14 protein-coding genes are annotated in these 13,333 nt (G+C 41.6%); 10 read left to right on the forward strand and 4 right to left on the reverse strand.

Annotated elements, in window-relative coordinates; all coding sequences use genetic code 11:
* Positions 1-114: 114 nt before the first annotated feature.
* Positions 115-1,158: an LLM class flavin-dependent oxidoreductase gene (locus tag GPM24_RS19030; RefSeq protein WP_233268906.1), complete on the reverse strand. Its 1,044-nt coding sequence runs from the start codon at positions 1,156-1,158 to the stop codon at positions 115-117.
* A gap of 131 nt (positions 1,159-1,289) precedes the next feature.
* On the opposite strand from GPM24_RS19030, the gene GPM24_RS19035 reads away from it, so the two are divergent.
* The 10 genes from GPM24_RS19035 (at position 1,290) to GPM24_RS19080 (ending at position 9,898) form a co-directional block, all read left to right on the forward strand.
* Complete coding sequence (locus tag GPM24_RS19035; RefSeq protein ID WP_158828742.1) at positions 1,290-1,844, forward strand: hypothetical protein; 555 nt, start codon at positions 1,290-1,292, stop codon at positions 1,842-1,844.
* A 124-nt stretch (positions 1,845-1,968) separates the two neighbouring features.
* Positions 1,969-2,406: a 50S ribosomal protein L13 gene (gene rplM / locus GPM24_RS19040; protein WP_158828743.1), complete on the forward strand. Its 438-nt coding sequence runs from the start codon at positions 1,969-1,971 to the stop codon at positions 2,404-2,406.
* Between the two features lie 25 nt (positions 2,407-2,431).
* Positions 2,432-2,818 (forward strand): 30S ribosomal protein S9, encoded by a 387-nt coding sequence (gene rpsI / locus GPM24_RS19045; protein WP_158828744.1) that lies wholly within the window; start codon positions 2,432-2,434, stop codon positions 2,816-2,818.
* A 21-nt stretch (positions 2,819-2,839) separates the two neighbouring features.
* Positions 2,840-3,673, forward strand: a complete 834-nt coding sequence (gene rpsB, locus GPM24_RS19050) for a 30S ribosomal protein S2 (protein WP_158828745.1) — start codon at positions 2,840-2,842, stop codon at positions 3,671-3,673.
* A gap of 146 nt (positions 3,674-3,819) precedes the next feature.
* On the forward strand, positions 3,820-4,671 hold the full coding sequence (gene tsf, locus GPM24_RS19055; protein ID WP_158828746.1) for a translation elongation factor Ts: 852 nt from the start codon (positions 3,820-3,822) through the stop codon (positions 4,669-4,671).
* Between the two features lie 64 nt (positions 4,672-4,735).
* Positions 4,736-5,860 carry an N-acetylglucosamine-6-phosphate deacetylase gene (gene nagA, locus GPM24_RS19060; RefSeq protein WP_158828747.1) on the forward strand — a complete coding sequence of 375 codons (1,125 nt, stop codon included), beginning with the start codon at positions 4,736-4,738 and terminating at the stop codon, positions 5,858-5,860.
* A 23-nt stretch (positions 5,861-5,883) separates the two neighbouring features.
* Positions 5,884-6,588, forward strand: coding sequence for a UMP kinase (gene pyrH, locus GPM24_RS19065; protein ID WP_158828748.1), 705 nt, complete (start codon positions 5,884-5,886; stop codon positions 6,586-6,588).
* Positions 6,589-6,595: 7 nt separating this feature from the next.
* Positions 6,596-7,456, forward strand: a complete 861-nt coding sequence (locus GPM24_RS19070) for a hypothetical protein (protein WP_158828749.1) — start codon at positions 6,596-6,598, stop codon at positions 7,454-7,456.
* 36 nt (positions 7,457-7,492) lie between these two features.
* The gene (frr, locus tag GPM24_RS19075; RefSeq protein ID WP_158828750.1) at positions 7,493-8,056 is read left to right on the forward strand and encodes a ribosome recycling factor; all 564 of its coding nucleotides are present in this window, start codon (positions 7,493-7,495) and stop codon (positions 8,054-8,056) included.
* A gap of 87 nt (positions 8,057-8,143) precedes the next feature.
* A complete protein-coding gene (locus GPM24_RS19080; RefSeq protein WP_158828751.1) occupies positions 8,144-9,898 on the forward strand; it encodes an ABC transporter ATP-binding protein in 1,755 nt (584 codons plus the stop codon).
* Between the two features lie 70 nt (positions 9,899-9,968).
* Here the strand turns inward: GPM24_RS19080 and GPM24_RS19085 are convergent, their stop codons facing one another.
* From GPM24_RS19085 to GPM24_RS19095, 3 genes are all read right to left on the reverse strand, one after another.
* Positions 9,969-10,289 carry a hypothetical protein gene (locus GPM24_RS19085; protein WP_158828752.1) on the reverse strand — a complete coding sequence of 107 codons (321 nt, stop codon included), beginning with the start codon at positions 10,287-10,289 and terminating at the stop codon, positions 9,969-9,971.
* 192 nt (positions 10,290-10,481) lie between these two features.
* Positions 10,482-11,765 (reverse strand): MFS transporter, encoded by a 1,284-nt coding sequence (locus GPM24_RS19090; RefSeq protein ID WP_158828753.1) that lies wholly within the window; start codon positions 11,763-11,765, stop codon positions 10,482-10,484.
* Between the two features lie 162 nt (positions 11,766-11,927).
* Positions 11,928-13,316 carry a M20/M25/M40 family metallo-hydrolase gene (locus tag GPM24_RS19095; protein ID WP_158828754.1) on the reverse strand — a complete coding sequence of 463 codons (1,389 nt, stop codon included), beginning with the start codon at positions 13,314-13,316 and terminating at the stop codon, positions 11,928-11,930.
* Between the last annotated feature and the right edge of the window lie 17 nt (positions 13,317-13,333).

Genomic DNA, 13,333 nt, shown 5'->3' on the forward strand with positions numbered 1-13,333 from the left:
GTATAATTTGTTTTGCAAAAGTAATACTTTAATATCAGTTTGGTGTCACCCAAAAACAATAAAAGCCACCTCATTTTAGGTAGCTTTTATCATTGTTTGTTGTAAAACAAAGTTTTACGCTATAGCTTTTGTGTTATTGCTTACTCCTGAAAGATTAAATTGTTGTGCCAGTAATTGGTATGATTCTAACCGGTCGTCAAAATCTTCGGCAATGGTGATGGCAATCAATTCACCTACATTATAGGTGTTGGCCATGCGTGTCAGCTTATCTTTAATTTCATCGGGTGTACCGGTTACCACGCGATGGCGGTTAAAGCGTATGCGTTCTTGCTCGGCAGCGGTATACGTTACATTCTTGATGTCGTCAAAGCTGACCGGATTCAGATTGCCGCCGCGTTCCAGCTGGGTAAAGCGGTAATCCATCATGGCCTGGTGTTGCCTGATTTTTTCTTCATCTTCCGAACAGAATACAAACAGCGCCACGTTAACAATCGGGTTTTGTAAGTCTTCCGATGGTTGAAACTTGGCGCGGTATAATTCTACCGCCTGAGCACCACCCACCGGATTGATAAAATGGGCAAATGAAAAGCCGGTGCCAAAATGTGCGGCAAATAAACCGCTTTGGCCGCTACTGCTCAGCATCCACATTTCGGGTACGGTTTGCACCTGCGGTATAGCGCGTATTTTTGTTTGCACGGGGCCTTCTTCGGCGCGGTCATGAAAGTAGTTCTGTAAATCAAGCAGCTGCTCTACAAAATCCTGCTCCCTAAAATTGTTAGACGGATTCAGTACCGATGCCGTAATACGGTCGGTTCCCGGTGCGCGACCTAAGCCCAAATCTACCCGGCCCTGAAAAAGGGCTTCCAGCATCCGAAAGTTTTCGGCTACTTTAAGGGCGCTGTGGTTAGGCAGCATAATACCGCCCGAACCAATACGGATGTTTTGCGTTTGGCTGCCCAGATACGCCAGTAATACTTCGGGAGTAGACCCGGCCAGGCCGCCGGTGTTATGATGTTCAGATATCCAAAAGCGTGTGTATCCTAATTGATCGGTTAATTTTGCCAGCTCAACGGTTTCGCGTACGGCCTGCTCGGCAGTAACGCCTTTGCGTATCGGCGACTGGTCTAAAACACTTAAACGAATTTGATTCATAGCCATATCTGCACAATAATCAGACTATGCAATTGGTTTGGCAGTATCAATTTTATTTTATGGCGTTTGGATTATAAAAGCAAAACCATGCTTACTTCCTCAGATAATTTTTAATTTTATTGAACAAACCTTGTCCAATGATTCGTTTACTACTGCTTATCAATATTTTTATTACTAAACCGCAGGCTACCCTGCACTTGGCTGCCGACCTTAAAAAAGATAAAGCAATGCTGGCTGAGGAGCACGGCGGTTACTTTGGGCAGCCAAGTAAATATCACTTTGAAATATTTGAAAAATATACAAAGTTGAATATGAAAAGCTTTAAGCATTCAAAAAAGATTATTGGTAAGCACGTTATTAACTCTTGGAAATATGTACCTGCCCATTTAAAAATATTTGAGGTGTTAAGTGTAATTAAAGTTGATTCACTGTTTGAGTTTAGATATATAGATTCTATACACCAAGCGCCGAACCCTAAGTATCATATAAGGGCTACCTTTCATTATCATACCTATATCATCAGTGATGGTAAAAAACCTAAGCTTATTTATATAACTGAATTAAAAAACGGGCTTTCAGAGTACAAAGTGGGCGATGAAGTAACATCTCCTATATATGAAGATGTGCCCATCGGACAACAATATCCAGATTTAAAAGAAATCTTAAATATTATCAAGAAAGATAAACTGTAATTATTTGAGCAAGATGGCTTTAAATAATTTTCAAACCATTTGACAATTAATCAAATACTTGTATCTTTGCAGTCCCGAAATTACGGGGTATAGTAAACTGTTTAATAAATTTAATTTAAAGCAAGTGAATACGTTAAGTTACAAAACTGTCTCAGCCAACAAAAAGACCGTTAACAAGGAATGGGTAGTTGTTGACGCGGAAGGCGAGATTTTGGGGCGCTTGACCTCTAAGATCGCTTCGATCATCAGAGGAAAACACAAACCAGGCTTCACTCCAAACGTAGACTGCGGTGACAATGTAATTGTTATCAACGCAGACAAGGTAAAACTGACCGGAAACAAATTCAGCGCAAAGCAATATGTTTCTTACACCGGTTACCCAGGTGGTCAGCGTTTCATTTCTCCTAAGGAGTTAATGGCTAAGTTCCCTGAGCGTGTAATTGAAAAAGCCGTTCGTGGTATGTTACCTAAAAATCGTTTGGGCAGAGCAATCTACGGCAACCTGTATGTTTATGCTGGTTCACAGCATCCGCACGCTGCACAAAACCCAAAAACCATTTAACTTTTAATTTTTAAGGAGAAAAGAAATGCCAACAACTAACACTTCAGGCAGAAGAAAAACCGCTGTTGCCCGCGTTTACTTAAACGAAGGTAATGGTGCCCTTACCGTTAACGGTAAAGATTACAAAGAATACTTCCCTACCCTTCCATTGCAATACGTTGCTACCCAATCTTTACTGGTTTCTGGTTCAGAAGGTAAATTTGACGTAGTTGCTAACGTAGCCGGTGGTGGTGTAAAAGGACAGGCAGAAGCCGTTCGTTTAGCTATTGCTAAAGCTATTGTTGAACTTGATGCGGAGAAAAAACCTGCATTGCGCGCTAAAGGTTTAATGACTCGTGACCCACGTATGGTGGAACGTAAAAAACCAGGACGCCGTAAAGCACGTCGTAAATTCCAATTCAGCAAACGTTAATATTTTAAGGAGGACACAACAATGGCAAGAACAACATATCAGGATTTACTGGATGCAGGTGTACACTTTGGTCACCTTACCCGCAAATGGGATCCGAAAATGGCTCAGTACATTTTCATGGAGCGTAACGGTATCCACATTATCGATTTAAATAAAACATTAAATAAAGTTGAAGAGGCTGCTGCCGCTATCAAACAAATTGTAAAATCAGGCCGTAAAGTTTTGTTTGTTGCTACCAAGAAACAAGCAAAAGACATCGTAGCTGATTATGCAAAAACAGTAAACATGCCTTTCGTAACCGAACGTTGGTTAGGTGGTATGTTAACAAACTTTGCTACCGTACGCAAGTCAATCAAAAAGATGTCTAACATCGACAAGTTGACTAAAGACGGTACATACAGCAACCTTTCTAAAAAAGAGCGTCTGATGATTCAGCGTGAGCGTATAAAACTGGAAACTTTATTAGGCGGTATTTCTGACCTAAACCGTTTACCAGCTGCATTGTTCCTGATTGACGTTAAGAAAGAACACATCGCGGTTTCAGAAGCTTTGAAGTTGAACATTCCTACCTTTGCAATGGTAGATACCAACTCTGATCCTTCAAACATCGATTTCCCTATCCCTGCTAACGATGACGCTACCAAATCAATCTCTTTGATTACCGGTATCATTATCCAGGCTATCCAAGAAGGTTTAGACGAACGTAAACGCGAGAAAGAAGACGAAGCTGAAAAAGAAGCAGCAGCATCAAAAGCAAAAGCTGATGGTGGTGATGCTGAAGGCCGTCGCAGAAGAGGTGCAGTAGCTGCTGAAGCAGAAACTGAAGCACCAGCTGCTGAGTCTACTGAAGAGTAATATTTTATTGTGAGTTGCCGGTTGTGAATTGCCAGTATTAACGTACTGTAATTTGCAATTGGCAACTTTCAATTTATAAACAGATCATTAATTTTGCGGTGGATTGTCTGCCAACAGACAACTCACAACACACAACTCATAAAACAATGTCTACAGTACAAATTTCTGCATCAGACGTAAACAAACTGCGCCAGCAAACTGGTGCCGGTATGATGGATTGCAAAAAAGCTTTAACCGAAACTAACGGTGATTTTGAAGCAGCCATTGATTATTTAAGAAAAAAAGGTGCTAAAGTAGCTGCCAGCCGTCAAGACCGTGAGTCTAACGAAGGCGTAGTTATTGCCCGTGCTTCTGAAGATGGCAAACGTGGTGTAATTATCGAATTAAACTGCGAAACCGACTTCGTTGCTAAAAATGCTGAATTTATTGCCTTTGCTAACGCAATCGCTAACCAAGCTGTACAAATCTATCCTACTACTATCGAAGATTTGAACAATCTGGAAATTGATACTGAAACTTCTCGTGTTAAAATTGGTGAAGCGATCACTGATATGACCGGTAAAATCGGGGAGAAAATCGGCATCTCTAAATTTGCTGTATTAGAAGGCGAAAGAGTAGTTGCTTATATTCATGGTAACTTCCGTTTAGGTGTATTGGTTGGTTTAAGCTCAAATGTTGCTGGTGCTGATGAAGCTGGTAAAGACGTGGCTATGCAAATTGCTGCCATGAACCCGGTTGCTTTAGATAAAGGTGATGTTGACGCTACTACTATTGAGCGTGAGTTAGCTATTGCCAAAGATCAAATCCGTGCAGAAGGTAAACCAGAAGAAATGGTTGAAAAAATTGCACAAGGTAAACTGAACAAATTCTACAAAGACTCAACCCTGTTGAACCAAGAATTTGTTAAAGACCCATCTAAAACTATAACTCAATACCTAAGTGGTATCGAGAAAGGTTTAACTGTAACTGCGTTTAAGCGCATTGCTTTAGGAGCTTAATTATATTTAAAATCCCCGCCCCAAAAGGCGGGGATTTTTTTTGCCTTTATCTTTTCTATCATCTATGTTAACAGCTCTGTACAACACCCAAATTGTATCCAACGGTAACATAACCGAAGGTAAAGCCGTTATTATTCAAAATCATCACATTCATTCTATAGTTCCTGTTGATGCAATTCCGGCTGATGCTGAGCGGATAGATTTGCAGGAAGCTTACTTAGCACCAGGACTTATTGATCTGCAAATTTACGGAGCGGGCCGATATTTATTTGGCGGCAATCCGTCTGTAGCGGCGTTACAAGAAATGGAAGAGGTTTTACTGCAACAAGGCTGCACAGGCTTTTTCGCAACAGTAGCCACTAATAGCGATGATGTGGTAATAGCGGCTATTGAAGCAGCCAAAGCTTATCGCCCACATGCTATAGGTAGCTTTTTAGGTCTGCAATTGGAAGGCCCCTACCTTAACCCGATTCGTAAGGGAGCCCATCCTGAAAAATATATTAAGAAGGCAGCGTTGGCAGAGGTAAAGCACTGGGTAGAACTGGCGGAAGGCGAAATCAAGATGATTACGCTGGCACCTGAACTGCAGGATGCTGAAGTGCTTGCGTATTTGCATCAGCAAAATATCATTATTTCATCCGGGCACAGTAATGCCACTTATAACGAGGCTAAACAATTTTTGCATCGCCCTGTTCAGGCCATAACGCATTTATATAATGCTATGCAGCCTATGCACCACCGTGATCCGGGCGTTATTCCGGCTATATTTGAGGAAAGACCTTACACCAGCATCGTGCCGGATGGCATACATGTAGATTTTACTATGATTCGGCTAGCCAAGCGAGAACTAGGTGATAAGTTATTCTTTATTACTGATGCGGTTACGGAAGTAACGGAAGGTACGTACCCTCACCGATTAGAAGGTAATAAATACGTAATGCCAGACGGAACACTGTCGGGCTCGGCACTTACCATGCTGAAAGCGGTGCAAAATGCTGTTAATCATGTAGGTATTGCATTACCCGAAGCAATTAACATGGCTTCGCTGTACCCGGTGCAGCTGGCTGCACTACCTAATAAAGGAAAAGTTGAGGTGGGATATGACGCAGATTTAATTATTTTTGATGCCGAATTTAACACTCAGTTTACCTTATTTAAAGGTAAAACTTACAATCATAAAACGAACTAACAATACAATAACCACATATCTGCATGAAATACAAAAGAATTTTACTGAAACTGAGTGGCGAATCACTGATGGGCTCACGCCAGTATGGTATTGATAACAACCGCGTGCTGCAATACGCGCATGATATTAAGAACGTGAGCGATGCCGGCATCGAGATCGCCGTTGTTGTTGGTGGAGGTAATATTTTTAGAGGCTTAAGCGCCGAGAAATCGGGCATGGAGCGTGCACAGGCCGATTATATGGGTATGCTGGCTACGGTAATTAACTGTATGGCTTTGCAAAGTGCCCTGGAAGGCATCGGGGTAGAAACCCGTTTACAATCGGCCATTAAAATGGAGCAGATATGTGAACCCTATATCCGTCGCCGTGCAATGACACACCTGGAAAACAACCGTATTGTAATTTTTGGTGCGGGAACAGGTAATCCATACTTTACTACCGATACAGCTGCATCACTGCGGGCTATTGAAATTAAAGCCGATGTGGTGTTAAAAGGAACCCGCGTTGACGGTATTTACACTGCCGACCCTGAGAAAGATCCAAGTGCTACCCGCTATGATGAGGTAACTTTTCAGGAGGTATACGACAAAGGCCTGAACGTAATGGATATGACAGCCTTTACCCTGTGCCAGGAAAATAAACTGCCTATCATTGTATTTGATATGAATAAGGAAGGCAACTTCATGAAAGTAGCTAATGGCGAGCCAATTGGTACCTTAGTGAGATAGCGCATTTATGAAACTGAAATGTATTCTTGTTTTTTTTATTAGCTTCGCAAGCTGGCAAATCGCTTTTTCACAATATATTGAGTTTACGGTAAAAAGCCCTACTAACAAGAGTTTGCCTGGAGCATTGCTGTTAAGATTGAATAATATCGTGGCTATTAGTGATACTGCTGGCATTATTCGGTTAAGCAGTTCAGCTGATAATTTCAGATTACACTTAGCCGGGTATAGAGATACTATGGTATCTATAAGTTTGATAAATAAAAAGTTTGTTATGCAGCCGTCAGGACAAGCGGTTATACCTGTAAAGCTTGATACAGCAAGTAACTTACATGTTATCAATAGTGTAAAGTATAATGACCTAACAATCTTTTCAACAGATTATACCACACCTGCAGATAGTGTACTTGAAAAAGTTACACAAATATCTGTCAAGTGGCCATGTGTAATAGGTATATTTAAGCTGCCGGTATCAAGCTTTTATGCAAAGTACTATGAAGATTTTGAGATGGCGCTTTATGAAGATAAAGAGGGTAAGCCCGGAGCATCGTTACTTTCCCAAAGAATACCAGCTTATTTCTACAATAACACAATGATATTCAACTTGTTCGATTATCAAATATTCTTAAAGACGGGTTCTTATTTTATAGGTTACAGAAAAAAGGTGCATCACCAAACAGTAAAAAATACAACGGAAAAATTTTTGCCCAATTTGATTGACCTAAAAATTTCAAAAGGCGCTACAACGTATCGTAAAGTAAATAATACAGTATGGTTGCCTGTTTCAATGCCAAAATCAACAGAAACGAAACCTAAATATTATTCATTTGCTTATTCATTACAATTAGTTACTAATGAGAATTTAGACTAATTTCATAGCTTTGCAAAATATAAACTTAAAATAACAATGAGCGAACTCATTAAAAAACAACTGAATGACGCAAAGTCTTTAATGGAAAAGGCCATTGCTCATACGGATAACGAGTTATCTAAAATACGTGCCGGCAAAGCTAGTCCGGCTATGTTGGATGGACTGGTAGTGGATTACTACGGCACGCCAACGCCATTAACCCAAATTGGTAACGTAAATACACCTGATGCCCGTACGCTGGTAATTCAGCCTTGGGAAAAATCATTATTAGGTCCGATTGAAAAAGCCATCAAAGAATCTAACTTAGGTTTCAATCCGCAAAATGATGGTGTAATTATCCGCATTAACGTACCTCCGTTAACTGAAGAGCGTCGTCGCGATTTGGTTAAAAAGCTGAAAGCTGAGGCTGAAGGTGGTAAAGTAGCTATCCGTAATATCCGTAAAGATATCAACGATAAAATCAAAAAGTTGAAATCTGAAGGTGTATCGGAAGATGAAATGAAAGTAGGCGAAGCCGATGTTCAGAAGCTAACTGACGGCTATATTGTAAAAGTTGACCAGCTTTCTGAAGCTAAAGAAAAAGATATCATGACGGTTTAATCCTTAAGCCAATGTCAAATTAAAGGGAATGAGCACTTTGCTCCATTCCCTTTTTTATTTTTGTGCCTTTTCCATTTCATTACATATATGAAGTTACTTATATCTTACCTATCACGGCATCGTGGGCTGGTTATACTGGCGCTGGCGCTGGCCGCTTTCAATATTGGCTTTTCCCTGCTCGATCCATATATTACTGGTCACATCGTTGATAATTTTATAGAAAAGCGTAGTGCCTTACCTTACAACGATTATTTGTGGGGTGTGCTTAGCTGGGTTGGTTTGGCCATTGGCGCAGCAATGGTATCACGTATTGCCAAAAACTTTCAGGATTACTTTACCAGTATTATTGTACAAAAGGTAGGCGCCAAGATGTATGCTGATGGTTTGAAGCATTCGCTGGAACTTCCTTATCAAGTTTTTGAAGATCAGCGCAGCGGTGAAACTCTGGGCATTTTGCAGAAGGTACGACTGGATTCCGAAAAATTTATCACATCCTTTATTAGCATCTTGTTTGTCAGCTTAATTGGATTGGTATTCGTAACCGTGTATTCTATTAGCGTAAGTTATAAGGTAACGTTGGTTTACTTTGCTGCTATTCCTATCATTGCATTTGTAAGCACAGCCCTTAGTAAACGCATTAAAACCATTCAGCGCAAAATTATTGGCGAAACCACTGCATTGGCCGGTTCTACTACTGAGTCGTTGCGTAATATCGAGCTGGTAAAAAGTTTGGGCCTTGTTAATCAGGAAATAGACCGCCTGAATAAAACTACTTATAAGATATTAGACTTAGAACTGCGTAAAGTAAAGTTTGTACGCAGTATGAGCTTTGTACAAGGTACTACCGTTAACTTAGTGCGCAGTACCATGGTCGTGGTGTTACTATTGCTGATTTTCAAACAAACCATCTCTCCGGGACAGTATTTCAGCTTTTTGTTTTATTCCTTTTTCCTATTCAATCCTTTACAAGAATTAGGCAACGTGATTTTGTCGTGGCGCGAGGCGGAAGTATCATTAGGGAATTTCCAGAGCATACTAAATACACCGGTAGACAAAAAGCCTGAAAAACCGGTACTGCTCGAAAAAGTAAAGCAGCTAAATTTTGACAACGTTAGTTTTAAACATTTAACCGCTAACCGCAACGCGCTTAACAATATCAGTTTTGAAGTGAAAACTGGCGAAACCATTGCTTTTGTGGGGCCGTCTGGTTCAGGTAAAACTACATTGGTTAAGTTACTGGTAGGCCTGTATCAACCCATGCAAGGCGATGTGTTGTACAACGGGGTGATTAGTAATGAAATTGACTTGGATAAGCTACGTGAGCGTATTGGCTTTGTAACACAAGATACGCAACTCTTTTCGGGTACCATTCGTGAAAACCTGCAATTTGTTCGCCCCAATGCAACCGATGAAGAGTGTATGCACGTGTTACACCGTGCCGCTTGCCAAAGCCTGTTAGCCCGTGCCGATAAGGGTTTAGATTCGGTGATAGGCGAGGGTGGCGTAAAAGTATCCGGTGGCGAAAAACAGCGTTTATCTATTGCCCGGGCTTTGCTGCGCAGGCCGGATATTCTGGTATTCGATGAAGCTACATCAGCGCTGGACTCGTTAACGGAAGAAGAAATCACAGAAACGATTAAAGATGTGTCAGAACATCAAAATCATATCACCATACTTATTGCTCACCGCCTGAGTACCATAATGCATGCCGATCGTATTTACGTGCTTGAAAAAGGGCATATAGTAGAGTCGGGCGGGCATACCGAGCTGCTGTCGCAAAAAGGCTTGTATTATGCCATGTGGCGTCAGCAAATAGGGGAGAAGCATACGGCGGAGGTATAATAATTTTTTCGTTAGTATCTTATGTTGTGCTAGTATGTGTTGTAAACCCTTGTTAGGATAAGGATGTACTTTAACCACAACCTGTGGATGTTACTTTTTCTTTTGCCGGAAAAGAAAAAGGAACCAAAAAGAAAGCTCTCGGCCGCACCTTCTTTCTACTCAAGACAGTGCTTGTACTTAAGTCAGTAGCTACCGAAAGAAGCTGAATGCCGATTCTTTTTTTAGACTCGTTCTGCCAGTGCTTTACGTTGAATGAGAGTAGAAAAAGGAAGAGAAGAAGCGCAAAGGCCCGCTGTTGCGCCCGGGCCAGCGACGGCCTCGCGGGTGGACAGGTGATCGCAACAGCTAGGTTTTTATTCACTTTGTTGTTTTGCTTTTTAGTGGTGTTCATGAGATCGCTGCGCTAAGTTTTGGTTCTTTTGTAGCTATGACAAAAGAACTAGCCCCTGCGGCAATGAGCAGACTGCAATAAGTAAACGACTACTACAAGAAGTTCAAACTCCACAAGCCCAAACATCATTAGCAATTGCTGCACAGAAAATTAAAAGGCTAAGTATTGCGGATAAAATCAATACCTGGCCTTTTATCCCTTCTTATTCGGCGTACCAATATCAGCCAGCTTAGCCGGTATCAAACTCCTGGTTTTTAAAAATGTAAGGCTTACTACCAACAGCGTCATACATCCGCCAAAAATAACTGCAGGTACAGTGCCTAAAAGTTTAGCTGCAGTACCCGATTCAAACGCACCAATCTCATTAGACGATCCAATAAACATGGAATTTACGGCAGATACACGTCCACGCATATCATCCGGAGTAAGCAACTGCATAATAGTACTACGTATAATAACACTGATACTATCAAACGCGCCTTCAGTAAATAAGAATACCAGTGAAAGATAAAAGCTGCGAGATAAACCGAAACAAACGATAGAAAGGCCGAACCCGGTAACGGCGATAATTAAGTTACGCCAAGGCCGGTTCATGGGCGAAAATCGCGTCATGGCCAGCATGGTAAGTACGGCACCTAATGATGAGGTTGCCCGCATAATACCTAAGCCCTCTGAACCTACATGTAATATATCATTGGCAAATACCGGCAGCAAAGCTACTGCACCACCAAAAAACACCGAAAATAAATCTAAACTCATCGCCGCCACCATCATTTTGGTTTTAAACACAAAGTTGATACCGGCCCTTAGGCTTTCCCAAATACTTTCTTTAGGTGTATATATTGGTGGATAAGGTTTTAAAAAGTAAACCAATATCAGTGCAATAAGCATCAAGGCAACAATAATGCTAAAGGTTGGGGTAATACCATAAATGCCATAAACCAAACCACCTGCAGCCGGACCTAAAATAGTTGCAATCTGGAAAATAGAACTGCTCCAGGTGCTGCCATTGGGATACAATTCTTTAGGAATACTTTGTGCGTAAACAGCAAAGGTAGCCGGACCATAAAAGGCGCGGGCTATACCGTTTACAAATATCATTACGTAGATTATAGGTTCAATCCATCCGGTGTGTATATACCGGTTCAGGCTGTGCAGGGTAACGGTGAAAATAGTAAGCGATGCCAGCAGAACTGCCGAAAATATCATAAACAACATGCGGCGCTTTTCTGATTTATCAGCCACATAACCACCATACAAAGCAATGCCGATGGCTGGTATGGCTTCGCACAAGCCTACTAGTCCAAGTTTAAAAGCATCATGTGTAATCTGGTAAATGTAAAAGCCGATAACCACGGCCTGCATTTGGTAAGCGAAAGTAAAAAAGAAACGCATACCCAGGTATGCGCGAAAATCTTTATATCGTAAAGCGGCGAATGAATCTTGCTTTGTTATCGTTCCCTGTTCTTCTTCCACAAGCTAATACGGTTGGTATACTGCAAAGTTAACGCATTTGCTGGGGATAGGGTTTAGCTTATGTCAAAATTTAGTTAATGAGGGTGATGAATTGCCTTCAAATAAAGAGAGACACAATGTTTTGTGTCTCTCTTCAGTTTTAATAAGTATATCGCCAACAGTTTAAAAGTTTAACCCGTGCTGGTCAATCAAATAAATTAATGATGTAATGGTCGCAGCACCCAGTTCCAATTCGCGTTTGTTTACGTTTTCAAATACATCGTTAGGTGTGTGATGAATATCAAAGTACCGTTGCGAATCGGGGCGAAAGCCAATAAGATTAATGCCAGGGAAGCTGTCGCGCAAGGGGCCTATATCTGTACCGCTACCGCCAGCTACCAAACGATCAGCCTCGTAAGGTTCAAACAGTTTTTTCCACTGCTGGTTGATGCCTTTTAAAAATGCTGCGTTTGCACCTTCAAAGCTAAAACCGCGGGGTGTAAAACCACCTTCGTCGGTTTCAATGGCGGCTATGTGTTCTTCTTTGTCTTTTAAAGCCTGTTCAGCATATTTTAATCCACCCTTGTGACCGTTCTCTTCGTTCATGAAAAACACTGCGCGAATGTTGTTTTTAGGTTTATAACCTAAAGTTTTAAAAATGCGTAGCACTTCTACCGACTGCATTACACCTGTGCCGTCATCATGTGCGCCTTCGGCCAAATCCCATGAATCCAAATGGCCACCTACCGTAATGTATTTGTTGTTGTTGGCACTGCCTTTTATCTCGCCAATTACATTGTAGGATAATACATTGGGCAAGGTTTGGCAATTATCTTTCAAAAAGAATTTTACTTTGCCATTTTGCTTTAAAAGGTCACTTAACTTATTGGCTGCAATAGTAGATATGGCTGCAGCAGGTATCTTGGGGCTGGTACCATAGTTAGTGCCGCCGGTATGCGGATAATTATCCAGCGCTGAGGTAAGCGAACGGACAATAACAGCTACTGCACCATATTTAGCCGCCGCAGCCGGACCCGCATTGCGCTGATCGCCTGCGGTGCCGTAAGCCTCGCCAGCCTCAATAAAACGCTCATCAAATGGGCGGTTAAAGAAAACGATTTTACCTTTAATTTTGTCTTCACCTAATGATTGCAATTCCTGTAAGCTGTGCAGCTCAATCACTTCAGCAGTAATGCCTGTTTTAGGTGTGGCTACCGAGCCACCCAACGCAGCCAATGCTACCGGAACTTCTGTTTTGCCAACGATAATTTTACCTTGTTCCTTTTCGCCGCGTACCCAGTGTGGTACCATTACCTCTTGCAAATACACACGGTCGAACCCATAACTGTCCATGAGTTTTTTACTCCACGCTACCGCTTTTTGTGCACCGGCCGAGCCACTTAATCGTGGGCCAATTTGTTTACACAGGTAACGCAGGTTATCGTAACATTTACCGTTCACTAATGCTTCGTCAAAAATTTTACGCATCATTAATGAATCTTGTTGGGCATGGGCCGATAGCGACAGGGTGACGCCAGCTATTAGCGCAAGGGCAGCAGATTTTAATTTCATGAAAAGAATAACAGAGT

The sequence above is a fragment of the Mucilaginibacter lacusdianchii genome (genome assembly GCF_009770985.1).
In the GTDB taxonomy this organism is placed as follows: Bacteria; Bacteroidota; Bacteroidia; order Sphingobacteriales; family Sphingobacteriaceae; genus Mucilaginibacter; species Mucilaginibacter lacusdianchii.